Below are 24,312 nucleotides of genomic sequence, written 5' to 3'. Positions count from 1 at the left end.
TCCTGCTCTAAGGGTTAGCCTGGCTTGCTGCCCGACCGTTTGCCGGCGCATCCGCCTATGCCAGTTGAGATGACAGACGATTTTGCGACTCAGGAACGGATCTTTGCGGCGCTCACCAGCCCCGCCAACCATCCCGGCGTGACACGGATCGATACTCACGCCGCTTCGGTCATCCTCGACGGGACGCGCGCGCTGAAGATCAAGCGGGCAGTCCGGTTTCCGTTCCTCGACTATACGACCCTCGAGAAACGCAAGGCAGCCTGCGAGGAGGAGATCAGGATCAACCGACCGCTGGCGCCGCAGATCTATCATCGCGTCGTGGCGATCACCGAAGAGCCGGACGGATCGATAAGGGTCGACGGCCGTGGCCGGCCAATCGAGTATGCGGTCGACATGTCCCGCTTCGACGAAAGCCGGACGCTGGATCATCTGGCCAAGGCTGGCTCGCTGGACGCGGACCTCGTTTCGGCCGCCGCTGACGCGATCGTGGCTTCGCATGCCGCCGCGATACGCGCGGACGGCGAGACATGGGTTTCCTCCATCCCCGGCCTGATCGATGGAAACAGCAACGGCCTGCGGACGGGCAACCATTTTAAGGTTGGGGAGATCGAGCAGCTCGGAAAGGCGTCTCACGAGGCATTTTTGCGCGCCCGCCCCTCGCTTGAAGAGCGCGGACATCTGGGCTACGTGCGCCGCTGCCATGGCGACCTGCATCTTGCGAACATCGTGCTGATTGACCAGCAGCCCGTCCTGTTCGACGCCATCGAGTTCGACGCACAGATGGCAACTGTCGACGTGCTCTACGATCTCGCATTCACGCTGATGGACCTGTTGCGCTACGACCAACCATTGGCGGCCAACATCGTCCTGAACCAATATCTCGCTGCAACACCGCCCGAAAACCTCGACGCGCTCGGCGCCCTGCCGCTGTTCATGTCCATTCGCGCGGCGATCCGCGCCCAGGTGGCACTGGCACGGCTGAAGCCGCCGCATTCCAGCGATCCCGGCATTCTTGACGAAGCCCGCCGTTATTTCGACCTCGCCCGGGCGCTGATCCATCCTCCCGCTCCCCGCCTGGTCGCGGTCGGTGGACTGTCGGGTACCGGAAAGACGGTTTTGGCCCGAACGCTCGCGCCGGCGGTGGCGCCGCTCCCGGGGGCTGTCGTGCTGCGCAGCGACGTTGTTCGCAAGCAGATGTTCGGAGTCAGGAATACTGACCGGCTGCCGTCATCCGCATACACGCCAGAGCTCGCAGCGCGCGTTTACGAGACGTTGGCCCGACACGCCCGGCGCGTGCTCGCCCAAGGCCATTCCGCGATCGTCGACGGCGTATTCGCCCGCGATTACGAACGCGACGCATTCGCGGCGCTGGCCCGGGAGTGCAACGTGCCTCTGAGCGGCCTGTTCCTGGTTGCGGACCTGGCGACGCGGCAAGCGCGAATCGGAAGCCGCCACGGCGACGCGTCCGACGCCACGCAAGAGGTTGCCGCGCTGCAAGAGCACTATAATATCGGCCATGTCGGTTGGGCGACCATCGATGCATCCGGAGCCCCCGAGCAGACGCTCCAGCGCTGCCGGGACGCGATCGCTGAGGGCAAATAAGGCAATCTGATTGGCGCGGGCAAGGATGGCGCGACCCACCACGACCTCGACGGCAGCCGCTCGCGCCATGCCGGCGGTGCGACGTAATGCCCTGCCCGGCCGCCTCAGCCCGGGGATGGCCTGCGATACGGCGTTTCGGATCATCGCGCGGCGTCATCTCGATGCCGTCCTCGCCCAGCATGACGGCACGTGCCGCGGCGATCCGGACGCCCTGCATCAGATCCGGATCGCGCTGACGCATCTGCGGACCGCCATCCGCTTCTTCTCGCCCATGGTCGACGACGCGCTGCAGCCGAAAGTCTGGGCCGAGCTGAAATGGCTGAACAGCCAGCTCGGCATGGTACGGGACCTCGACGTGGCGATCGAACGCGTAGTCGCCGAGAGCGGCGACGAGCTTGCCGTGATTGCCGAGCTTCAGCACTGGGACGAGAAGCGCGCCGAGAGCCACCGCCTGCTGGCGCGCGCGCTGCAGTCCGCACGCTATCGCCGCCTGGTCGAGCAGACCTCGGCCTGGATCGAGAGCGGACCCTGGTCGACCAGGCGGAGCAAGGAAGCCATCCGCCTGCGCCGCTGCCCGCTCGCCGACCACGCGACGGCGCAGCTCGCCGAATGGGAAAAGACGTTGCTCAAGAAGGCTCGGAAGCTCGGCAAGCTCGACGTCGAGAAGCGGCACAAGCTGCGGCTTCTCAACAAGCGAATGACCTATTCGATGGAATCGCTGGAAGACCTGTTCGCAGACAAGTCGCTCGCGAAACAGAAGTCGATCCTCAAACAGTTGCGCAAGGCGCAACGGTCTCTCGGACAATTGAACGACGATGCGCGAGGGCAAACCCTGGCTGCGTCATTGAACGGGGCGGGTCCCGAGGCCGCTATTCGCTTCCTCAACCGCAAGCGCGAGAAGAAGCTGTTGCGAACGGCCTCGACGGCCTACCGGAAACTGGACAAAGCCAAGCCCTTCCGCTCCTCTGACCTCGCGCCGAATTCGGAGCCCAACGACTAGGTGTGGACGTAGTCTCCCGGTGCGTCGGGCAAGCCACCAACGTTTCCAAACCCGACCGGCGGGGGATCGCAGAGATCGCCGGACCTCGCGGTGAGCCACCGAGTCCATTCCGGCCACCAGGAGCCTTCAACATGCGGCGCCAATTTCAGCCATTCGTCGCGGTCGACATAGGGCGCATCCGCCGCTTTGGTCATGACCTGGTAGCTATGCCCAGGCCCGTCGGGAGGCGCCACGACGCCGGCGTTATGACCGCCGCTGGTCAACAGGAACGTCACATCGGCATCGACCTGATAGTGAGTCTTGTAGACCGATCGCCACGGTGCCACGTGATCCCGGAGCGTGCCGACGACAAACATCGGCGTGTGGATGTCGGAGAGTGAGATGCTCTTTCCGTCGACACGGTAGCGGCCTTCAGCGAGGTCATTGCCGAGGAACAGCTTGCGCAGATAATCGGAGTGCATGCGATAAGGCAGGCGCGTGGCGTCTGCGTTCCACGCCATCAAGTCGCTTGGCGGTGCCCGCTCTCCCATCAGGTAGCCGTGCGACAGCCGCGACCAGATCAGATCGTTCGAACGCAGAAGCTGAAAGGCGCCGGCCATCTGTGTCGTGTCGAGGTATCCCCGCTGCCACATCATGTCTTCGAGAAAGGCGACCTGACTCTCGTTGATGAAGAGCGTCAGCTCGCCAGCCTCGGTGAAATCCGTCTGAGCGGCAAGCAATGTGATTGTCTTCAGCCGGTTGTCGCCGTCGCGGGCCATCGCGGCAGCCGCAATCGACAGCAGGGTGCCGCCAAGGCAGTAGCCAAGGGCATGAACCTTTCGGCGCGGCAGGATGCAGGTGATCGCATCCAGGGCAGCGCTGACGCCCGATTTGCGATAGTCATCGAAGGTCACATCGCGATCGCTCGCGACCGGATTGCGCCAGGAGATCGCAAATACGGTGAAGCCCTCGCCGGTCAGATATCTGACCAGCGAATTCTGCGGCGACAGGTCGAGGATGTAGTATTTCATGATCCAGGCCGGCACGATCAGGATCGGCTCGGGCCGCACCTTGTCGGTGGTCGGATGATACTGGATCAGCTCGATCAGCGCGTTGCGGTAGACCACCTTGCCGGGTGACGTCGCGACGGTCTTGCCTACGACGAACTGCTCATCGCCTGCCGGCTTTCCTGGAGAAAGCAAGCGTAACAAGTCGCGGTACCAGTTCTGCCGCCCGAATGCGAAATTCTCTCCTCCGCTCTGGAACGCCTTCAGAAGAACTTCGGGATTGGTGGCGGCGAAGTTCGAGGGCGCCAGCATGTCGAGCATCTGGCGTCCCGAAAACTCGACGATCGCCTCGTTCGCGGACGCGACGCCATGCACGCCGGTCGCAGCATCGCGCCACCACCGTTCCCCGAGCAGAAACGACTGCGCCAACAGGTTGAACGGAGGGCTTTCCCATGATGGTGCCGCGAAACGACGGTCCTGCGCTTGCGGCTTGATGACCGACCAGGGGTTTTGACCCGGTGCAGCAACATGCGCCACTGCATCGAGATACCGGCCGGTATCTCGAACGACGGTGCGAGCCTTCTCCAGCTGGCGCTGCGGTGCTGCCGCAAGATGCGAACCCCAATCGAGGTAGGCGAGCCACAGTGCTAACGGCGAAATCCCACCGGTCAGTCGAGCCAGCATCGCATGGAAGGTCCGATCGAGCGGATATGGCTCGGTTCCGGGCCGCGCATCGGCAGCCGCGAGATGGGACGGCTGTTCGACGATTGAGCTTGGCAATCCGGAGCTCTTCGCCAGGTCAACGGGTGGCTCGGGCGTCGGTTGCCCTTCAGCCAACTGAAGGTTTGAGGTCTGCGTCGCCCTCATGGTCCGGTATTCTTGTGCATTTCCGATTTCACTTCCATGACAGCGTCGACCGGGCGGGGCCGATCGTCGAGCAGTCTGAAGGCCGCTGCCAGTATCCGCTCGCCGTGCCGGAAATACCGATCGCAATCACGGCGGATAAAGTCGAGCTGGTGCTGACTGCACTCCCTGTACATGGTCCCCCAGTTCCTCACGGAATGGGAGCTGGCCAGCTTCGATACGAACTCCGCGAACAAATGCGTCTCCGTTTGCGCTCGGTCCAGGAGTTCGTTGGCCGCAAAGACGATCTCCTCGAACATGAGCCCTTGCGCGCCGAGAGCGGTATCCAGGGCGCGTCGGTTCGCATCCGCCAACCCGGCGATCGGATCAGAGAGCAATGGTTCGGCCGCAGGCTCCTGCGGCTTGGCGAGCTCACTCACGATCAACCTCCTGACCACCCATGAGGGTGCTTGTTCTTCATGATACGGCCGCCCGTTCCGAGAATATTGAGCTGCATCAAGCCGGGCTGCCCGTCGCGGCGGACTTGGCTCGATTGACCTGGGTCAAAATCGCGTGGCGGCGCCTGGACTAGGCTCGATCTTGGAAGTCCATCACAATCTGCGGAGTACCTCCATGCGGGCCCATCAGATCATGACCCGGTCGGTCATTTCGGTCACCCCCGACACCAGCATCGTCGAGGCGGCGAACATCATGCTGAAGCGGCACGTCAGCGGCCTAGCGGTGGTCGACGATGCCGGCAAGCTCGTCGGCGTCGTCTCGGAAGGAGACTTCATCCGCCGCGGCGAAATCGGCACCGGGCGCAAGCGCGGGCGCTGGCTCAGGTTCATCCTCGGTTCCGGCAAATCGGCCAGCGACTTCGTCCACGAGCACGGCCGCAAGGTCTCGGACGTGATGACAGCCTCTCCCGTGACCATCACCGAGGATACCGCGCTCGCCGAGATCGTCGACCTCATGGAGCGCAACAACGTGAAGCGCCTGCCGGTAGTCCGCGGCGACAAGGTCGTCGGCATCGTGTCGCGCGCCAATTTGTTGCAGGCGGTGGCCGGGCTCGCCCGCGAGGTGCCGGATCCGACGGCCGACGACGATCACATTCGCAGCCGCATCATCGACACCATGGAGAAGAATGACTGGTGCCCGTTCGGGCTGAACGTCATCGTTCGCGACGGCATCGTTCACCTCAGCGGCGTCATCACCGAGGAACGCGCGCGGCAGGCCGCGGTCGTCGCCGCGGAGAACGTGGAAGGCGTGAAGAAGGTGCACGACCATCTTTGCTGGGTCGACACCATGTCAGGCGTCTATCTGAACTCGCCCGAGGACGACGACCTCGCCAAGGCGAGCTAGATGCGCTCTTCAGCGGGGAATGACGGCGGTGGCCTCGATTTCGACGCGTGCCGCCTTCTCGACGAGGCGGACGACCTGCACCAGCGCCATCGCAGGATAGTGTGCGCCGAAGATCGTTCGGTAGACCTTGCCCAGCTCCTTCAAATTGGTCAGGTACTCGTCCATGTCGACGACGTACCAGGTCAGGCGCACGAGATGCTCGGGCCGCGCGCCGGCCGCGGCGAGAATCGCCGCAATATTACCCAGGGTCTGACGCACCTGCCCGACAAAGCCGTCCGCGAGACGTTCCTCGGCGTCCCAGCCGATCACCCCGCCGGTAACGACGATGCGCCCCTCAGCAGCCATGCCGTTGGCATAGCCCTTCGGCATCGGCCAGCCTGACGGCTGGAGCACCTGCGCCACTGAACGGGCCTCGTCCTCGGCTGCGATCGGCAGCACCGCAAGTTGCGGGCCTTCCGGCGTCGTCACGGACAATTCTCTACCTTTCTCTCATTGTGCCGCGACGCCCGATGACGTCGCCGCGGCCTGCGCCAATTGCCGCAAGGCAAAGCGCTTCAACTTGCCGGTCTCGGTCTTCGGCAGTTGCGTCACAAACTCGATCGCGCGTGGATACTTATAAGGCGCGATCTCGCGTTTGACGTGCTCCTGCAATTCGGCCACGAGTTGAGCATCCGGTGTCACACCGGCCGCAGCAACGACATACGCCTTCACGATCATACCGCGCGCTTCATCCGGCGCACCGACGACGCCGCACTCGGCAACCGCCGCATGCGTGAGCAGCGCCGCCTCGACGTCAGTGCCCGCGATGTTGTAGCCGGCCGACACGATCATGTCGTCGGAGCGCGACTGGTACCAGAAGTAGCCGTCGGCATCCATCAGATAGGTATCGCCGGTGACGTTCCAGCCATTCTGGACGTATTTGCGTTGCCGCTCGTCGGCAAGATAGCGGCAGCCGGTCGGCCCGCGTACCGCGAGCCGGCCCATCGTGCCCGGCGGCACGTCGTTGCCGGCATCATCAACGATCTTGGCTTCATAGCCTGGCACGGGCTTGCCGGTTGCACCGGGGCGGATCTCGTCTTCGGTCGCGCTGATGAAGATGTGCAGCATCTCGGTCGCGCCGATGCCATCCATGAGCTTGATGCCAGTGGCCTTGAGCCAGGCATCGAATGTCGGCCTGGGCAGCGTCTCGCCGGCGGAGACGCACTTGCGCAGCGAGGAAATGTCGCGGCCGGGGAGCTTGCCGATCATGGCGCGATATGCGGTCGGCGCCGTGAAGCAGACCGTGGTCTTGTACTGCTCGATCGCGCTCAAAATATCGTCCGGCGTCGTCTTCTCCAGCACGACGAAGGAGGCGCCGATATGCATCGGAAACAGCACGCCACCGAAGCCGAAGGTGAAGGCGAGCGGTGCCGAGCCGACGAAGCGATCCTTTTGCTCAGCACGCAGAATATTGTGCGCATAACCGTCGCACACCGCCAGCATGTCCCGGTGGAAATGCATGGTGCCCTTGGGATCGCCGGTCGTGCCCGACGTGAAGGCGATCAGGCAGACGTCGTCGGAGGCGGTATCGACCGCGGAGAATTCAGGACTTGCATCCGCGATCAGCGTCTCGAGCGAATCCGCCGCCCCGTTGCCCCAATAGACGACACGCTTGAGACCGGGCGCGACCGCTTTCGTCTTCTCCATCTCGTCGGACAGCTTCCCGTCACAGAGCGCGAGCGTGATCTCGGCCTTCTGGATCGGATAGGCCAGCTCCTTGGCGCGCAGCAGCGGCATGGTCGCCACGACGATGCCGCCGGCCTTGATCACCGCGAGATAGGTCGCAACCATCATGGGGTTGTTGGCCGAGCGCAGCAGCACGCGTCCGCCGGTCACGAGACCCAGCTTGCCGACCAGAACATTGGCAATGCGATTCACCAGCTCCTGCAGCTCGCGATAGCTGTAGCTGATCGCGGGACTGATGACGCAAGGTGCGTCGCCATGCCCCTGCTCGACCCAGCGATCGACGAAATAGCTGACGCAGTTCAATCGCGGAGGGTAGTGCAGCTCCGGCCGCGTGAAGATGAATTCGGGCCAGAGCTCTCGCGGCGGCAGATGCTGCCGCGCGAATGTATCGACATGGGCCGTCGCAGCGTTGCCGTCATACGAGCCCGACACTTGAATCTTGGCGGCGTTGGCCATCGCACGCTCCTTTGCGCATGGAAAGCACCCGGCAGCACTATCGGAGAAACATTTTAGGCTTAAAACAATTCGGCGCAATAGCGGATTTTGAGCATCCCGTGCTTTTTCCTGCGGCAAAAGGGATTGGCCCCTGCTCGCGGCCTTAAGGCCGGCGGCGCGCGGCCGATTTCTGCGCCGACGCCTTGGTCTTGGCCAGGAGCCGCATCAGCTCGCGCACATCCTTCGGCGCCAGGTCTGCGAAGAGGTCGGCGATCCAGGCCTCGTGTTCCGCGGCCATTTTGCGAAATTCGCCGCGCCCGAGTTTTGTAAGCCGGATCACCTGAACCCGGCGGTCGGTCTCCGAGGTCCGCCGGTCGAGATGACCGGATTCCACGAGCCGCTCGACGAGGCCGGTCACGTTACCGTTCGACACCATCATGCGCTTGGAGACGTCGGACAGCGTCATGCCGTCGGGCGCCTTGTCGAGCTGCGCCATCAGATCGAAACGGGGCAGCGTGACGTCGAACCGCTGCCGCAGCCGGCCACGCACTTCGCCTTCGATCAAGGTCGTGCAGGTCAACAGGCGCAGCCACAGCCGAAGCTCCTCGGCATGGTCCTCCGGCGTTTCGACGGCCTTGGTCTCGGAATCGAGCATCTTGATGCAGTCACTCACGACCGGCATTGGCGCCGGCACGGATTCCCCAACATTTTGAGCTTCAAATAAATTCACGCCGGCTGCAAGTCCAAAGCTGCAACAATCGACCGCACGCGAATTTCTTTAGGCTTCAAACAATTGGCGCGCAGCTTGCATGAAGGCCGCCCGCGATGGCGCGATGCGCGCGGCTTGCTTGCCGCGGCAGCCATCATCGGCATAAGCTTGGATTAGAGTACGCGGCTTGCGGCGCAAGCCCGGCCATCACGGGGGACAGATCATGAAGACGCAATTGACGTTGGCCGCAGCCGCCTTGCTGCTTGGCACCGCGGTGAACCCTGCCCTCGCCCAGGAGAAGATCAAGCTGGGTGTGATCGTGACCCTGTCGGGACCCGCCGCCGCGCTTGGCCAACAGGTTCGCGACGGCTTTGCGCTCGCGGTGAAGGATCTCGGCGGCAAGATGGGCGGCCGCGATGTCGAGGTGGTCGTGGTCGACGACGAGCTCAAGCCGGATGCGGCCGTGACCAAGGTCAAGGGCCTGATGGAGCGGGACAAGGTCGATTTCGTGGTCGGCCCGATCTTCTCCAACATCCTCCAGGCAATCCACCGGCCCRTCACGGAATCGAAGACCTTTCTGATCAGCCCCAATGCCGGTCCGTCAACCTTTGCCGGCAAGGACTGCAACCCGTTCTTCTATGTGACGTCGTACCAGAACGATCAGGTCCACGAGATCCTCGGCAAGGTGGCGCAGGATCGGGGCTACAAGCGGATGTATCTGATGGTGCCGAACTATCAGGCCGGCAAGGATTCGGTGGCGGGGTTCAAGCTCGACTACAAGGGCGAGATCGTCGAGGAGTCCTACATGCCGCTGAACACGCTGGACTTCCAGCCGGAGCTTTCCAAGATCTCGTCGCAGAAGCCCGATGCGCTCTTCACGTTCATGCCGGGCGGCCTCGGCGTCAATCTCGTCAAGCAATACCGGCAGGCCGGCCTCGCCGACGCAATTCCGGTGCTCTCGGCTTTCACAGTGGATGAATCGACCTTGCCTGCGCAGCAGGACGCGGCAGTCGGCATGTTCGGCGGCGCGAACTGGGCGCCCAATCTCGACAATCCCCAGAACAAGAAGTTCGTCGCCGCGTATGAGGCCGCCTACAACGGCGTGCCCGGCACCTACGCGTTCCAGGCCTATGACGCCGCGATGTTGATCGACAGCGCGGTCAAGGCCGTGAAGGGCGACCTTTCGAACAAGGACGCGGTCGCGGCCGCCCTGAGGAAGGCCGACTTCACCTCGCTGCGCGGCGCCTTCAAGTTCAATACCAATGGCTATCCGATCCAGGATTTCTACCTGACCAAGGTCGCCAAGCGTCCGGACGGCAAGTTCCAAACCGAGATCGTCCAGAAGGTGTTTGAGAACTACGGCGACCGCTATGCCAAGGACTGCAAGCCGGCGAACTAAAGCCGAACGTCGCGCTAAGGGAGGACTTCAATGAAGAGCGAAATCACCGGCATCACGCGGGCCAATGAGGGGATCCAGGGCATTTCCTGGAACATCCTGGGCCAGACCTATGTGCCGAAGAGCAATACCGAGCACAGCTTCTCCTGGCACGCGACGCTGCCGCCGGGCACATTCGTGCCACCGCATATTCATCCCGACCAGGATGAGTATCTCTACATGCTGGAGGGCAAGCTCGATTTCATGCTCGGCAATTCGGAGTCGCAGGCAACCGCCGGCGATCTGATCCGCCTCGGCATGGGCGTGCCGCATGGCATCTTCAACAAGTCGGAGCAGACCGCAAAGGTGCTGTTCTGGGTCTCTCCGAGCCGCAAGCTCTTCGATCTGTTCTGGGGCCTTCACAACATGAAGGAACAGAAGCCGGAGGACGTGGTGGCGATGGCCGCCGAGTTCAACATCCACTTCCTGCCGCCGCCGCCAAGCTAAGCGGCAGGCTTCAGGCGCGCACCGCCGCAAGACCCGGCACTGCGGCGAAGCCGGCCTTTGTGGCGTAGCCGCGCACGATCGCCTCGCGCTGGGAATAGCTCAGCACGTTGTCGACATTGTCGAATCCGTCGGGCGCAAGCTGCTCGACGGCGTCGATGACGCCCTCGGGGCCGCCGCGCCGGTTGGAGCGGACGATATCCGCGGTCATCGGCAGCCGCTTCTTCTCGTATTCGAGCAGCGCCTGGCGCGGATGCTCGGCGCGCACCAGCGCGTCCGCGAGGCAGCGCGCGTCGAGGATCGCCTGCGATGCGCCGTTGGAACCGACCGGATACATCGGATGCGCGGCATCGCCGAGCAGCGTGACGCGTCCCGACGACCAATAGGGCAAGGGATCACGGTCGCAGGTCGGATATTCGTAGAATTCGGGCGTCGCCGAAATCAGGCTCTTCACGTCGATATAAGGCACGGAGAAGCGCGCCACATGCGGCATCAGCTCCTCGCGCCGGCCCGGCCGCGACCAGTCTTCCTTGCGCGGTGGCGGCGCATTGCCCTCGCCGACCTTCACCAGCACCGCCCAGTTGGTCAGGCGGCTCGCCGGGCTCGATCCCTCGGCGATCGGATAGATCACCACTTTGGCATTCAGGCCGCCGGCCACGATCATCGATTTGCCGGTCAGGAACAGCGGCCAGTCGCGCGCACCACGCCACAACATCAGGCCGTTCCAGCACGGCGGCCCCTCGTTGGGGAACAGCGTCTCGCGCACACGCGAGTGGATGCCGTCGGCGCCGATCAGGATATCGCCGCGCGCGGTATGGATGTGAGCGCCGGCGCGATCGAAGAAGTAGGCTGTGACGCCACCTTCGTCCTGGGTGAACGCACCGAGGCGGCAACCGGTGTGGATCGCGTCCTGCCCGAGCCGCTCCTCGACGGCGCGATGAATGACGCCCTGAAGCCGGCCGCGGTGGATGGAGAATTGCGGGACGTCGTGGCCGGCATCGATGCCGCGGGCTTCACGCCAGACCTCCTGGCCGTGCCGATTGAGGTAGTAGAGCTGGTCGGTGCGGATCGCCACGTCGTCGAGCTTCTGCAGCAGGCCGAGGCCTGCGAGCTCGCGCATGGCGTGCGGAAGCGTATTGATGCCGACGCCAAGCTCGCGGATGGTATCCGCCTGCTCAAAAATCTCGCAAGCAACGCCGCGCGAGCGCAGCATCAATGCCGTGGTGAGGCCACCGATACCGCCGCCGACGATAATCGCCTTCATCGCCCTAACTCCACTCGAAACACACCAGGCAATGCGGTTAAATTCGCACGGGCGGTCACTCCGCCGCAAGCGGCTTTGTCGCCTCCACCTTGAGCTCCGCCCCGGTCTTCGGGCTTAGCCTTAATTCGCAGCTCCTCGAGATCCTGCCGGTCGCGCACGCCCCATGGGAGGCTCGCCAATTTACCCGGCGGGGAATTGCTTCAAGATTAAAGCAATTTCGCGCAGCTCGCCGTTGGTGGGCCGGCCGCGGGTCAGAGTGACCCGGCTAGTCGCCCCTGAACACCGGCTTGACCTTGTTGACGAAGGCCTCGAAGGCCCGCTCGAAATCCGCCGTGGTCATGCACAGGGCCTGGGCAACCGCCTCCGCCTCGATCGCCTCCTCCACCGACATCGCCCATTCCATCGCCAGCATCCGCTTGGTCATGGTGTTGGCGAAGGTCGGCCCTTCGGCGATCTGCTTTGCCAGCAGTTGCGCCTGGAGCAGCACCTGCTCAGGCGTGACGATGCGGCTGAAGAAGCCCCAGCGCTCGCCCTCCTCCGCGGTCATGAACCGACCGGTGTAGAGCAATTCGGAGGCGCGCGACTGCCCGATGATCCGTGGCAGGATCGCGCAGGCGCCCATGTCGCAGCCGGCAAGTCCCACCTTGTTGAACAGAAAGGCCACCTTGGCTCCGCTCGCGGCGAGCCGCATGTCGGATGCCATGGCCATGATCGCGCCCGCGCCGGCGCAGATGCCTTCGACCGCGGCGACGATCGGCTGCGGGCAGGCCCGCATCGCCTTGACGAGGTCGCCCGTCATCCGGGTAAAGGCCGTCAGTCCCTTGGTGTCCATCTTCACGAGCGGGCCGATGATCTCGAATACGTCGCCGCCGGACGAGAAATTGCCTCCTGCGCCGGTGACGACCACGACCTTGACCGCATCGTCAAACGCGCAGGCGCGGAAGAAATCGGTGAGCTCCCGATAGCTCTCGAAGGTCAGCGGATTTTTTCGTTCGGGACGATTGAGCTTCACGGTCGCAACGCCGTCGACCACGGCCAACAGGAAGTGCTCCGGCGAATAGTCCGCGAGCGGAATGGTCACGGGATTGGCTGGTCTGCTCATGCGATCTCCTTGGCTTCCTGGTTCCGCGCCTTCGACACGTACGCTAGATCTCACCACCGGCGACGGCAATCGCCTGACCGGTGATCGCGCCAGCGCCCTCGCCGCACAGCCAAAGCACGGCATCGGCCACTTCATCAGGTGTGATCAGACGTCCCTGCGGATTGTGCTTCGCGAGCTCGGCGATCGCCTGCTCGCGGCTCCGGCCGGTCTTCTTCATGATGTTCTCGATGCTGCCGGCGACCAGATCGGTATCGGTGAAGCCCGGACACACCGCATTCACCGTCACGTTGCTGCCGGCCATCTCGAGGGCAAGCGAACGCACGAGGCCGATCACGGCATGCTTGGCCGCAGTGTACGCACTCACATAGGCGTAGCCCTTGAGCCCGGCCGTCGACGCGATCGCGACAATGCGGCCATAGGGACGATCCTTCATGCCCGGCAACACACCGTGGACAGCGTGGACCACGCCCATGAAGTTGACGTCCATCATGCGCGTAAACAGCGCGCTGTCCGACTTCGAGAACGGTGCCGATTCAGCGCTGCCCGCGTTGGCGATCAGGATATCGATCGGCTTTCGCGCGCTCGCCTCAGTGATGGCAGCCTTCAATGAAGCTTCGTCCGAGACGTCGGCGATGGCCGCGAAATGCGCAGCTCCTGCGCTCACCGCCTCGTCAAGAATTGCTCCATTGCGGCCGAGCACCGTAACGGTGGCACCGGCGCCGACGAGCGCTGCCGCAATCGCGCGGCCGATACCACGGCCACCACCGGTCACTAGCGCGTGCGGCGAATGCGGCAATCCGGACATGCGCTGGCTCCCTAGGATCTGCTGGTCGTCCCTCGATATATTTTAACCTTCAAGTTTTTGCAATGAAGCGCGAGTTTTGCCATAGGCCAGGATCGGCCCGAAAATTGCTTTAAGTATAAAATTATCTCTTCCCAACGCCATCAGGCCTGTTAGCATCGCCCGGCCAAGCAAAAGGATGTCGCGTGCCGCAATCCACGCCGATGATAACAAAAGACGGATGCTTCGCCTATGAAGCCGCGGGCGATCCGGGCGCGATACCTTTGATTTTTCTCCACGGCATTGGCGGCGCGGCGCGGGCCTGGCGGCACCAGCTTGCTACATTCGGCGATCGCTTCCACACGATCGCATGGGACATGCCGGGCTATGGCGGTTCGGCGCCACTCGCCAGCGTCAGCATTGCCGCCCTGGCAGATGCGCTCCAGCAATTCATCACACAGATCGGCGCGCCGAACCCCATTGTGGTGGGCCATTCGATCGGCGGCATGATCGTCCAGAAATGGCTGGTTCGCTCCCCAAAACTGGCCCGCGCCGTCGTCCTGGCGCAGACCAGCCCGGCCTTCGGCAAGGCTGATGGCGACTGGCAGAAATCGTTCATCGCCGCGCGGCTCGGACCGCTGGATCGCGGGGAAACCATGAAGTCGCTCGCACCGTCCCTGGTGAAAGAGCTGGTCGGCGACGATCCCGATCCGAAGGGGATGGAACTTGCACGCGAGTGCATGGCAAATGTGCCGGAAGCAAGCTATCGCGCCATGATGCTGGCCCTGATCGGATTCGATCAGCGCGGCACGCTCAAGGACATATCCGTACCGACGCTGCTGCTGTCCGGCTCCAAGGACAACAACGCACCCGCCGCCATGATGGCGAAGACGGCGACCTACATTCCCTCAGCCGCATATGTCGAGCTTGCCGGCGTCGGCCATCTCGCCAACCTTGAACGCCCCGATGCGTTCAATGCCGCTCTTGACGGGTTCCTGCGGTCCGGCGCGACCAAAACACAGGTGACTGCGCAATGACCATGCAAGTCAGCCAGACCATTGGCACGACCGACAAGGTCGCGCTCGATCCGCCCATCTTCGATCCCGTCGCGTTCCGCTTGAGCGACGAACAGGCCGGCATCATCACGCGGGCGCGCGAGATCGGCCAGAGCGTGTTCGCCGGTCGCGCCGCGACCTACGATCGCGAGGCGATCTTTCCGACCGAGAATTATCGCGACCTGCATCGCGTCGGCCTGCTCGGCATTGCTGTTCCAAAGAAGCATGGCGGACTTGGCGCGAACTACCAGACCTATGCTTTGGCGGCGGCCGAGATCGGCCGCTATTGCGGCGCAACGGCGCTCACCTGGAACATGCATGTCTGCTCGACCCTGTGGTCGGGCCCACTTGCCGACGATCTCGACATGGACGCCGAGACCCGCGCGGAACACGAGCGCAGGCGCGCCGTCCACTACAAGCGCATCGTCGAGGACGGCGCCATCTACTCGCAACCCTTCTCGGAGGGCGGCGCGGCGGCCGCAGGCGGCGTCGCCTTCGGCACGGAAGCAAGACCGGTCGAGGGTGGCTGGATCGTCAACGGCAAGAAGATCTTTGCATCGCTCTCCGGGCACGCCGACTATTACGGCGTGCTCTGTACCGAGATCGAGCAAGGCGGGAAGGCCTCGCGCCGCAATACCCTTTACCTCGCCATCCCCGCCAAGTCGCAAGGAGTTTCTGTCGTCGGCGACTGGGATCCGCTCGGCATGCGCGGCACGGTCTCGCGGACCCTCCTGTTCAAGGATGTCTTCGTGCCGGACGATTCTGCGCTCATGCCGCGCGGTGTCTACTTTCAGGCCGCGATGCGCTGGCCGCACATGTTCCTGACGCTGTCGCCGACCTATATGGGCCTCGCGCAAGCGGCCTATGACTTCACCGTGCGCTACCTGCGCGGCGAGGTCCCGGGCATGCCGCCGGTCAAGCGCAGGATGTACCCAACCAAGCAGATCGCGGTCGCGCAGATGCAGATCAAGCTCGAGCAGATCAAGGCGATCTGGTTTCAGGCCGTCACCGAGGCGCGCGCCAATCCGAGCAAGGAGCAGGTATTGCGTGCCTATGCCGCGCAATATTCGGTCATGGAAGGCGCCAATGAGCTCGCTGCGCTCGCGATCCGCACCTGCGGCGGTCAAGCCATGCTTCGATCGCTGCCGCTGGAGCGGATCTATCGCGACAGCCGCTGCGGCTCGCTGATGCTGCCCTGGACAGCCGAGCTGTGCCTCGACCGCATCGGCCGCGAAGCGCTGTACGAGGCCGGCGAAACGGACGACTGACGGTGGACCTCTGTAGTCTGATCGATCGCAACGCGGCGTTCGCGCCAGACAAGACAGCCATTGCCTTCGAAGGGGAACGGCTGAGCTATGCTGCGTTTGCCGGGCGCATCGAACGGACCGCCACGGCATTGAAGCGGGAGCTTGGGGTTGGTCGGGGTGACCGTGTCGCGATCCTGAGCCTGAACCGTCCGGACTATCTGGTTCTGCTCTACGCATGCGCACGGCTCGGCGCGCTGCTGGTGCCCTTGAACTGGCGGCTCGCGGTCGCCGAGCAGATCTTCATTCTCGCGGATGCGGGCGCCAAGGTTTTGGTGCTGGAGCAGGCCTTTGACGGAGTTCTTGCCGAGCTGGAGCGCAACTCGCTCCGGATGGCTGTCGTCGGGCTGGATTTCACGCCACCTCGTGGCGAGACTTTCGAAACTCTGCTGGGATCTGGTGGTGGCGGCCGCGATCCGCATGCCGACCTCTCCTGTCCGCTGCTCATCGTCTACACGTCAGGGACGACCGGACGACCGAAGGGCGCGGTGCTGCGCCAGGAGGCGCTGTTCTGGAACGGCGTCATGAGCCAGCACATGCACGACATGACGTCCGAGGACCACATCCTGACGGTACTGCCGTTCTTCCATGTCGGCGGCCTCAACATCCAGACCACGCCGGCGCTCCACCTCGGCGCGACCGTGACGATTCATGCCCGTTTCACGCCCGACATGGCGCTGGCGGCCATCGCGCGCGAGCGGCCGACGCTGACGGTGATGGTACCGGCGATCATCCAGGCCGTAAGCGACCATCCCGTCTGGGCCACGGCAGATCTCTCATCACTGAAGGCTGTCGCCACCGGCTCGACCATCGTGCCGCCGCATCTGATCGATCGTTTTGTCGCACGCGGCGTTCCGGTGCTTCAGGTCTACGGTTCGACGGAAACCTGCCCCATCGCGGTCTATACGCGGCTCGGCGGCGATCTTTCGCGCGCGGGATCGACCGGCCTCGCCGGCCTGTGCTGCGAAGCGAAGGTGATCGATCATGCAGGCAGCGAGGTGCCGCCGGGCACGCCGGGCGAGATCGCGGTGCGCGGCCCCAATGTCTTCTTCGCATATTGGGGTAATGCCGACGCCACGCGCGACGCCCTGCACGACGGCTGGTATCGCACCGGAGATATCGGCCTGTGCGACCCGGACGGCTATTTCTGGGTTCGCGACCGCAAGAAGAACATGATCGTTTCCGGTGGTGAGAACGTCTATCCGGCCGAGGTCGAACGGGTCCTGCTGGAACATCCCGATGTCAGCGAATGCGCCGTGATCGGCAGGCCGGATCCGCGCTGGGACGAGGTGCCAGTCGCCTATGTCATCCGGCGATCCGGATGCAGGCTCGAGGTGGACGAGTTGAAAGCACATCTTCAGGCGCAACTCGCACGCTACAAGGTTCCGCGCGACATCGTCTTCGTCACCGACCTGCCGCGCACGGCGCTAGGCAAGGTCCAGCATTTCCTGCTGAAGCAGCTTGATGCGCAGTCACGCGCGCAAGGAGAAGCATCTTGAAGATCACTGTTCTCGGCGGTGGTAACGGCTCTTTCGCGGCCGCGGGCGACTTTGCGCTGTCGGGGCATGAGGTCCGGCTCTGGCGCCGCGACGCGGATCAGGTCGCAGCACATCGTGCAGCCGGCTCTCGTATCCTGGTGAAGGACCACAACGGCGGCCACAACATGAAGCTGGCGCTGGTCACGACTGACATGGCGGAAGCCGTCAACGGCGCCGAACTGATCCTCTGCCCTGCCCCCGCCTTCGCGCAGCCGGACATCGCCCGCCTACTGGCCCCACATTTGCGGGATGGCCAGGTCGTGTTTCTGCCGCCGGCGACATTCGGCTCGATGATCTTCGCCCAGGCTGCGCGGGACGCCGGCAACCACGCCAAAGCGAGCTTCGCCGAAACCGGCACGCTGCCCTGGCTGACCCGCAAGCACGGGCCATTCGACGTCGCGATCACCATCCGCGCCAAGCGACTGCCGGTCGGCGTGTTCCCGCTCGACCAGGAGCCGCATGCGCTAGAGGTGATTGAACGCGCCTTCCCGGGCGCAATCGAGCCATGCGGAGACGCACTTTCCGGCGCGCTGATGAATGCCGGCCCGATCATTCATCCGCCGCTGATCGTAATGAACGCGGGCCCGATCGAACATTTCGAGCGGTGGGACATTCACAAGGAAGGCACGCAAGCCTCGATCCGTCGGGTCACCGACGCGCTCGACGCCGAGCGGATCGCGGTGCGCGAGGCGCTCGGATATGGCGCCCCGCATTTTCCGCTCGCTCATCACTACGCCAAGGAAGGCGAGATCTGGATGTATGGCCGCGGCTCGCATGACCGCCTGACCGATTCCGGCGACTGGCGCGAACGCATTGTGCTGACGGAGCACCGCTACATGCGCGAGGATCTGCGGCTTGGACTGTCGCTGCTGGTCTCCGTCGCGGAACTGGCGGGCGTCGCCACACCGCTTGCAAAGGCTTTTCTGGCGATCGGCGGCGCGATTTGCGGCGAGGATTTTGCGCAAGGCGGCCGAACGCTCAAGACCTTGGGGCTTGGCAATCTCGGCAAGACCGAATTGCAAATGCTCCTTCGCAAGGGGTTCTGACCGATGACGACCCGCGCCAACATTGCCTGTCTCGGTGCCGGCCGCATGGGGCGCGGCATCGCCGTCGCGTTCGCCTACGCGGGGCACAGGGTCACCATGATCGACATCAAGGCCCGTTCCGCGGAGGAATTCGCCAAGCTGGAGGCAGACGCACTCGGCGAAGTCAGGACCACATTTGCCAGCCTGTCGAGCCTGGGGCTGCTGACCGAGGCGGACGTCGACCCACTGATCGCGCGGGTCTCGGTGGTGTCGGCCAGCCAGAGTGGTGCAGCGCTAACCGATGCCGGAATGGTCTTCGAGGGCGTGCCGGAGATCGTCGAGCTCAAGCGCGAGGTGCTCGGCTCTGCCTCAAAACAGGTCGGCCCTGACACAATCATCGCATCGACAACGTCCACCATCTTGGTCGACGATCTATCCAGCGCGGTCGTGAATCCTCGCCGCTTCCTCAATGTGCATTGGCTCAACCCGGCCTATCTGATCCCGCTGGTCGAGGTTTCGCCCGGCAAGGCAACCGACGCCGCGATCGTTGGCGACGTCAAAGTGCTGCTCGAAGGCATCGGCAAAGTGCCGGTGGTCTGTGCTGCGACGCCAGGCTTCATCGTCCCGCGTATCCAGGCGCTCGCGATGAACGAAGCCGCTCGCATGGTCGAGGAAGGTGTCGCCAGCGCGGAGGAGATCGACAAGGCGATCCGTTACGGCTTCGGCTTCCGCTACGCCGTGCTCGGGCTGCTCGAATTCATCGACTGGGGCGGCGGTGACATCCTCTACTACGCCAGCCGCTACCTCGAAGGCGCACTCGGCAGCGACCGATATCGCGCACCGGAGGTGATTTCACGGAACATGCACGAAGGGCGGATCGGCCTTCGGACGGGCGCGGGCTTCCTCGACTATTCGGGCCTCGACGTCGACGCCTATCGCGCAAAGCGGCTGCAAGCCATGGTCGACCTGCTCCGACACTTCGACCTGGCCCGTCCGCCGGTGCTCGATCGGAGCTAGCCAAAGACGTCCTGGAGCACGCCGTCCCGCACCACCGAGACGCCGTCGAGCTCGATGGTCGTTCCCATCATCGGCAGGTCGAAATGACCCGCCGTGTAGCGGCCGGCAAATTCGTTGGCGCCGGTCGAAAACAGGAAATTGCCGGAGACGGCACGGATCTCCGTGCCGTTGGTGTCGCGCTGATCGTACATCGAGAGCGCTTCGTAGCGCGCGCCCGGGTTCATGCCGAAGCCGACATGTGACACCGCATAGGCCTCGCGATCGCCCCACGCGGCGAGGTAGGCGCGCATCATCGCCGCATCCGTGCCCTCGCCTTCGAGCTCGACGACATAGTCGTCTTTCAGCGTCATCTTCACCAGCGATGTCAGGTAACGCTTGAAGGTCAGGTTGATGTCGCCGGGCGCCATCACCAGCGTGCCGTTGATCGTGCCGCTCCTGGGAAAGCTGACGACGATGCCGCCGGGCCAATGCGCCAGCGTTCCCGGCTTGTCGGTCCAGCCCCACACGCCGACCGTGGAAGCTCCCACCATGTCGACATCGAGCGCCGTGCCGGCTTTCGATGTGACCCGCATCCGCTTGGTCCCGCGCAGCATCTTCGCCGCCGCGCGAACGCGCTTTTCCAACGCCGGGTCCGGCACCATGCGCTCCAGGGCCTCAGGGTGCTCGTTGGAGATCACCAGGATCCGCGCACCGGCCTTGAGGATCTCCGGCGTTTCGACTGCGTGCATCAGGCCCTCGATGGTGCAATCCACCACGAAACCAGCCTGCTGAAGTGCAGTGATGACCGGACCAAGCCGTTGGATCGCCTCGCTCGCCCCCGTCGAGCGAACCGGCACCACATGACGATTGCGCGGGGTCGGCATAACCACGTGAAACGGTCGCGCGCCCATGCGCAGCAAGGCGAGTTCCGCCAGATGCACGTTCAGCGCGCGTGACTGGGTTTCCGAGAGGATCGCCGCAGTATCGCCGGCCTTGACAGCGCATCGCTCAAAAATCTCGCAAAATGCGTCGATCCATTTTGCTTCGATACGATCGGCCAGCATGGTTCACTCCCGGTCTTGTTTCTTGTTCGGTTCGCTACGCTTCGGGGAAGCCCCGGAGCAGGTATGACCGCACGGCCCCCAGCAGGCCATTCAGGATCAATCCCAACAGCGAGATCGTGATCAGCGGCACGAACATGTCGACGGCCTGGAAGGTCCGGGCCGCGGTCACGAGAACATGGCCAAGCCCGTCCGTCGACGTGATCATTTCGGCCAGAAACACCACGATGCAGGAAATGACAAGTCCGATCCTGCAGCCGGTCAGGATCGACGGCATCGCCGCCGGCAGTACCACCTTGAAGAGGATTTCATAGCGCGGTGTTCCCGCGGCCATGGCTGACCAGATCAGCTTCTGCTCGACCGTCGATGCGCCATAGTAAGTGGACAGCAGGATGGGAAAGAGCGCGTCCGCCGCCACTAACGTGATCTTCGATCCATGGCCGAAACCCAGCAGCAGCAACAGCGCGGGATACAGCGCAACCTTTGGCAGAGGTGCCAGCACGCGCACGATCGGCCGAACCACGGCGTTGATTGCCGGATTCGCCGCGGCAGCGATGCCAATGCTGACACCGAGCACGACCGCAATTGCGAATCCGGAAAACAGCCGGATAAGGGTCGAGGCGATCTCCTGCTGAAACGTCCACGTCACGAGCTGCTGGACCAGCCGGCCGAAGACGACGCCCGGTGGCGGCAGCAAGGCCGCAGGCGCAAGGCCGGATGACACGAGGCCCTGCCACACCGCGATCACCAGCAGGATCGGGACGAGGCCAAGGACGACATTCATTGGAAGCAGGCGCGATGTCATGAGAAGCTCAGCGGCATGTCGAACTGCGGCTCAGACCAACGCACAAGCCTTGCGCGGACCCGCTCGAAGATCGCATCGAGGCAGATTCCCATCGCCCCCACGATGATGATCATCGCAAAGACCGTGTCGTACTGGCCCATGTCGAGTGCATTGAACAGGATGTTGCCGGCGCCGGACTGGCGGGCGATCATCTCGCTCGTGATCATCGTGATCAGCGCCAGCACGAGCCCCGTGCGGCACCCGGTCAGGATTTCCGGCAGTGCCGCAGGCAGCACGATCCGCACCAGACGCTGCAGGGGCGAGAGTCCCATCGCCGCACCCGACCACAGCATCTTCTCCTCGACAGCCTTGGCGCCTTCGAAGCTGTGATAGATCACCGGCAGACTGACGCCGAGGAAAATGACCAGCGTCTTGGTGATGTCGCCGACCCCCAGCCACAGCATGATGATCGGCATCAAGGCCGCCTTCGGCACTGGGTAGATCACCATTAGGAGCGGATTGAAGAACGCCGCAACTGCACGGCTGCGGCCCATCAACAGGCCTAACGGGATCGAAACAAGCACAGCTATGGCGAACCCGATCGCCATACGGCGGAGCGAGGCCAGGATATTGATCAGCGCTTCCTTGTCGCCGAGGATGTCCGGGATCGTACGGATCGCCTCGAGCGCCGTCGGGAAGCTGTCGTTCTTCAGAACGAGCGACCCGACCTGCCATACCGCCAGCAGCCCGATGCAGGCGAACACCGGGGCAGCGCGTCTGGTCAGGGCCGCCGGCGATGTCATGATGGCGCCCCTGTCTCGTCGACCTCATCGAACATGCGCTCGATATCGACGACGTACTTCTGGTAGCGCGAGTCGAGCAATAGCTCGCTGCGACGGCGCGGGCGCGGCAGATCGATGTCGATGACCTGCCGAATGCGGCCCGGAGACTTCGACATCATGACGACCTTGTCGGACAGGAAGACGGCTTCGTCGACCGAATGGGTGACAAACAACACTGTCTTGCGGTCACGCTCCCAGATGTTCAAGAGATCGTTCTGGAGGCGCGTCCGGGTGTGAGCGTCAAGCGCGCCGAATGGCTCGTCCATCAACAGGACTTCGGGATGGTAAGCGAGCGTCCGGGCCAGTGCCACGCGCTGCTTCATGCCGCCCGACAGCTCCTTGGGATAGAAGTTCTCGTAGCCCTTGAGACCGACCATCTCGATCAAGGCCCGGCTTTGCGCTTCCGCCTCAGTCGTCCTTACGCCTTGCTGGCGCGGACCGTACATCACGTTGCCCAGCACGGTCTTCCAGGGAAACAGCGCGAACTCCTGAAACACCGGTCCGCGATCGGGGCCGGGCCCTGTGATCGCTTTACCTTTCATCTTCGCCGCCCCGCGCGTCGGATTGACGAAGCCTCCAACGATGTAAAGAAGCGTTGACTTGCCGCACCCGGACGGACCAAGGATGGAGACAAACGCTCCCTCTTCGATCGTCAGGGAGATGTCCGATAACGCCACATGATCCTTGCGCGCCGAGGTCTGAAAAACCTGCGAGACGCGGTCGATCTCGATGATCGCAGAAGCCGGCTGTTGTGGCGTCACCGGTCTCACCCATTCGCTCGATCTCGAAGGCACTACCTTCATCCCGTCTCTCGCCTCACTCGGACGCGAACATCGCGCAACTGACCTGCTGAATGTCCTCCATCAGCGACAAGAGCTTAGCAAGAAACTTGCCAAGCAAGTGGTCGTTTTCGCACGGGCGTAGCGCATCATTCGAACCAGGGCCATTCTGCCGGGCCCTCATGCGTAACTGCTCCACCCGGTGCCTGGCCAACCAGACGCGCATATTTCGCGAGCGCTCCGGCACGATGACGCGGCGGCCGCGGCTTCCAATTGCGTCGTCGCGCCGCGAGTTCGTGCTCGTCGACCAGCACGTCCATGCGACGGCCGGCCGCGTCGATCCGGATCCTGTCGCCGTCGCAGACAAGCGCTAGCGGGCCGCCAACAAATGCTTCGGGGGACACGTAACCAACGCACATGCCGCGGGTTGCACCGGAAAACCGTCCATCCGTGATCAAAGCAACCTTCTCGCCCATACCCTGACCGTAGATCAGTGCGGTGACGCCGAGCATCTCGCGCATGCCGGGACCGCCGACCGGCCCTTCGTTGCGGATCACCAGCACCTCGCCCGCCTTGTAGCTGCGGTCGCGTACCGCCGCGACGCAAGCTTCCTCGTCCTCAAACACCCGCGCCACGCCCTCGAACAACTGGCTCTTCAGACCTGCAACCTTGATCACCGCACCGTCGGGACAGAGATTTCCCTTCAGTACGGCCACGCCACCGTCGGGCATGATCGGCGCACGTGCCGCGTATACGACCTCCCCATCGGGCGCGTTGGCCGCGCCATACTCTTCCGCAAGCGTGCGGCCGGTGATGGTCAGACAGCTGCCATCGATGTGTCCGCTTTGAATGAGCTCGCGGATCACGACAGCGGCGCCGCCGATATCGTAGACATCCTTCGCTGTGTACTTACCACCGGGACGCAGGTTTCCAATCAGCGGCGTCCTGGCAAAGACCTCCCCGACATCGTCGATCGTGAATGCGATGCCGGCCTCGTTCGCGATCGCCGGCAGGTGCAGTGCGGCGTTGGTCGAACCGCCCGTCGCGGCAACGATTGCGGCGCCGTTCTCCAGAGCCTTCCGCGTCACGATGTCGCGCGGCAGCGGTCCGCCGCGCTCCAGCATCTCCATCACCAGCCGCCCGGCACGCCGGGATATCTGCGCCCGTTCGGCATAAACGCCGGGGACCATCGAGACGTTGGGAATGGTGAGGCCCATCGCCTCCGACACCCTCCGACACC

General features: G+C 63.7%; 23 protein-coding genes. 10 read left to right on the top strand and 13 right to left on the bottom strand.

Annotation, left to right across the window (positions count from 1 at the left end):
* The first annotated feature begins 69 nt into the window (after nucleotides 1–69).
* Nucleotides 70–1,602: a bifunctional aminoglycoside phosphotransferase/ATP-binding protein gene (locus tag ACXJMY_RS28390; protein ID WP_456622656.1), complete on the top strand. Its 1,533-nt coding sequence runs from the start codon at nucleotides 70–72 to the stop codon at nucleotides 1,600–1,602.
* A gap of 25 nt (nucleotides 1,603–1,627) precedes the next feature.
* Nucleotides 1,628–2,602: a CHAD domain-containing protein gene (locus tag ACXJMY_RS28385; protein ID WP_456622655.1), complete on the top strand. Its 975-nt coding sequence runs from the start codon at nucleotides 1,628–1,630 to the stop codon at nucleotides 2,600–2,602.
* Here ACXJMY_RS28385 and ACXJMY_RS28380 read toward each other — a convergent pair.
* Both ACXJMY_RS28380 and ACXJMY_RS28375 read right to left on the bottom strand, forming a co-directional pair.
* Entirely contained in the window at nucleotides 2,599–4,455 is a 1,857-nt protein-coding gene (locus tag ACXJMY_RS28380) for a PHA/PHB synthase family protein (RefSeq protein WP_456622695.1), read from the bottom strand. The two genes, ACXJMY_RS28385 and ACXJMY_RS28380, sit on opposite strands and share 4 nt — an antisense overlap.
* Nucleotides 4,452–4,871: a hypothetical protein gene (locus ACXJMY_RS28375; RefSeq protein ID WP_456622654.1), complete on the bottom strand. Its 420-nt coding sequence runs from the start codon at nucleotides 4,869–4,871 to the stop codon at nucleotides 4,452–4,454. The genes ACXJMY_RS28380 and ACXJMY_RS28375 overlap by 4 nt, the downstream gene beginning before the upstream one ends.
* Nucleotides 4,872–5,064: 193 nt before the next feature.
* On the opposite strand from ACXJMY_RS28375, the gene ACXJMY_RS28370 reads away from it, so the two are divergent.
* On the top strand, nucleotides 5,065–5,793 hold the full coding sequence (locus tag ACXJMY_RS28370) for a CBS domain-containing protein (protein ID WP_456622653.1): 729 nt from the start codon (nucleotides 5,065–5,067) through the stop codon (nucleotides 5,791–5,793).
* Between the two features lie 9 nt (nucleotides 5,794–5,802).
* Here the strand turns inward: ACXJMY_RS28370 and ACXJMY_RS28365 are convergent, their stop codons facing one another.
* The 3 genes from ACXJMY_RS28365 to ACXJMY_RS28355 all read right to left on the bottom strand — a co-directional run bounded on the left by ACXJMY_RS28365 (nucleotide 5,803) and on the right by ACXJMY_RS28355 (nucleotide 8,635).
* The gene (locus ACXJMY_RS28365) at nucleotides 5,803–6,267 is read right to left on the bottom strand and encodes a RidA family protein (protein WP_456622652.1); all 465 of its coding nucleotides are present in this window, start codon (nucleotides 6,265–6,267) and stop codon (nucleotides 5,803–5,805) included.
* 15 nt (nucleotides 6,268–6,282) lie between these two features.
* Nucleotides 6,283–7,974, bottom strand: coding sequence for a benzoate-CoA ligase family protein (locus ACXJMY_RS28360; protein WP_456622651.1), 1,692 nt, complete (start codon nucleotides 7,972–7,974; stop codon nucleotides 6,283–6,285).
* 142 nt (nucleotides 7,975–8,116) lie between these two features.
* Entirely contained in the window at nucleotides 8,117–8,635 is a 519-nt protein-coding gene (locus ACXJMY_RS28355; protein WP_456622650.1) for a MarR family winged helix-turn-helix transcriptional regulator, read from the bottom strand.
* Nucleotides 8,636–8,885: 250 nt separating this feature from the next.
* Here ACXJMY_RS28355 and ACXJMY_RS28350 point away from each other — a divergent pair, with 250 nt between their 5' ends.
* Nucleotides 8,886–10,061, top strand: coding sequence for an ABC transporter substrate-binding protein (locus ACXJMY_RS28350; RefSeq protein WP_456622649.1), 1,176 nt, complete (start codon nucleotides 8,886–8,888; stop codon nucleotides 10,059–10,061).
* A 30-nt stretch (nucleotides 10,062–10,091) separates the two neighbouring features.
* Nucleotides 10,092–10,544 (top strand): cupin domain-containing protein, encoded by a 453-nt coding sequence (locus ACXJMY_RS28345; protein ID WP_456622648.1) that lies wholly within the window; start codon nucleotides 10,092–10,094, stop codon nucleotides 10,542–10,544.
* A 10-nt stretch (nucleotides 10,545–10,554) separates the two neighbouring features.
* Here ACXJMY_RS28345 and ACXJMY_RS28340 read toward each other — a convergent pair whose 3' ends face one another.
* The 3 genes from ACXJMY_RS28340 to ACXJMY_RS28330 all read right to left on the bottom strand — a co-directional run bounded on the left by ACXJMY_RS28340 (nucleotide 10,555) and on the right by ACXJMY_RS28330 (nucleotide 13,712).
* On the bottom strand, nucleotides 10,555–11,805 hold the full coding sequence (locus ACXJMY_RS28340; RefSeq protein WP_456622647.1) for a flavin-dependent oxidoreductase: 1,251 nt from the start codon (nucleotides 11,803–11,805) through the stop codon (nucleotides 10,555–10,557).
* A gap of 265 nt (nucleotides 11,806–12,070) precedes the next feature.
* Entirely contained in the window at nucleotides 12,071–12,907 is an 837-nt protein-coding gene (locus tag ACXJMY_RS28335) for an enoyl-CoA hydratase family protein (protein WP_456622646.1), read from the bottom strand.
* A gap of 43 nt (nucleotides 12,908–12,950) precedes the next feature.
* The gene (locus tag ACXJMY_RS28330) at nucleotides 12,951–13,712 is read right to left on the bottom strand and encodes an SDR family NAD(P)-dependent oxidoreductase (protein ID WP_456622645.1); all 762 of its coding nucleotides are present in this window, start codon (nucleotides 13,710–13,712) and stop codon (nucleotides 12,951–12,953) included.
* Nucleotides 13,713–13,894: 182 nt separating this feature from the next.
* Between ACXJMY_RS28330 and ACXJMY_RS28325 the strand changes: the two genes are divergently transcribed.
* Genes ACXJMY_RS28325 through ACXJMY_RS28305 form a run of 5 tightly spaced genes read left to right on the top strand, consistent with a single transcriptional unit; the run spans nucleotide 13,895 to nucleotide 19,627 of the window.
* On the top strand, nucleotides 13,895–14,725 hold the full coding sequence (locus tag ACXJMY_RS28325) for an alpha/beta fold hydrolase (protein ID WP_456622644.1): 831 nt from the start codon (nucleotides 13,895–13,897) through the stop codon (nucleotides 14,723–14,725).
* The gene (locus ACXJMY_RS28320) at nucleotides 14,722–16,011 is read left to right on the top strand and encodes an acyl-CoA dehydrogenase family protein (protein ID WP_456622643.1); all 1,290 of its coding nucleotides are present in this window, start codon (nucleotides 14,722–14,724) and stop codon (nucleotides 16,009–16,011) included. The genes ACXJMY_RS28325 and ACXJMY_RS28320 overlap by 4 nt, the downstream gene beginning before the upstream one ends.
* Nucleotides 16,012–16,013: 2 nt before the next feature.
* Nucleotides 16,014–17,546, top strand: coding sequence for a class I adenylate-forming enzyme family protein (locus ACXJMY_RS28315; protein ID WP_456622642.1), 1,533 nt, complete (start codon nucleotides 16,014–16,016; stop codon nucleotides 17,544–17,546).
* A complete protein-coding gene (locus ACXJMY_RS28310) occupies nucleotides 17,543–18,631 on the top strand; it encodes an NAD/NADP octopine/nopaline dehydrogenase family protein (RefSeq protein ID WP_456622641.1) in 1,089 nt (362 codons plus the stop codon). The genes ACXJMY_RS28315 and ACXJMY_RS28310 overlap by 4 nt, the downstream gene beginning before the upstream one ends.
* 3 nt (nucleotides 18,632–18,634) lie before the next feature.
* The gene (locus ACXJMY_RS28305) at nucleotides 18,635–19,627 is read left to right on the top strand and encodes a 3-hydroxybutyryl-CoA dehydrogenase (protein WP_456622640.1); all 993 of its coding nucleotides are present in this window, start codon (nucleotides 18,635–18,637) and stop codon (nucleotides 19,625–19,627) included.
* Here ACXJMY_RS28305 and ACXJMY_RS28300 read toward each other — a convergent pair.
* The 5 genes from ACXJMY_RS28300 to ACXJMY_RS28280 form a co-directional block, all read right to left on the bottom strand.
* Nucleotides 19,624–20,670: a peptidase M29 gene (locus ACXJMY_RS28300; protein ID WP_456622639.1), complete on the bottom strand. Its 1,047-nt coding sequence runs from the start codon at nucleotides 20,668–20,670 to the stop codon at nucleotides 19,624–19,626. The genes ACXJMY_RS28305 and ACXJMY_RS28300 overlap by 4 nt on opposite strands.
* Nucleotides 20,671–20,704: 34 nt before the next feature.
* Entirely contained in the window at nucleotides 20,705–21,472 is a 768-nt protein-coding gene (locus tag ACXJMY_RS28295) for an ABC transporter permease (protein ID WP_456622638.1), read from the bottom strand.
* The gene (locus tag ACXJMY_RS28290) at nucleotides 21,469–22,254 is read right to left on the bottom strand and encodes an ABC transporter permease (RefSeq protein WP_456622637.1); all 786 of its coding nucleotides are present in this window, start codon (nucleotides 22,252–22,254) and stop codon (nucleotides 21,469–21,471) included. Before ACXJMY_RS28290 ends, ACXJMY_RS28295 begins: the two co-directional genes overlap by 4 nt.
* A complete protein-coding gene (locus ACXJMY_RS28285; RefSeq protein WP_456622636.1) occupies nucleotides 22,251–23,096 on the bottom strand; it encodes an ABC transporter ATP-binding protein in 846 nt (281 codons plus the stop codon). The genes ACXJMY_RS28290 and ACXJMY_RS28285 overlap by 4 nt, the downstream gene beginning before the upstream one ends.
* A 125-nt stretch (nucleotides 23,097–23,221) precedes the next feature.
* Nucleotides 23,222–24,312 (bottom strand): dihydroxy-acid dehydratase domain-containing protein (locus tag ACXJMY_RS28280; protein WP_456622635.1); only part of this gene is annotated, 1,091 nt, incomplete at its 5' end.

The organism is Bradyrhizobium sp. P5_C12 (assembly GCF_054049735.1).
This window is presented reverse-complemented; position numbering and strand designations above follow the sequence as displayed.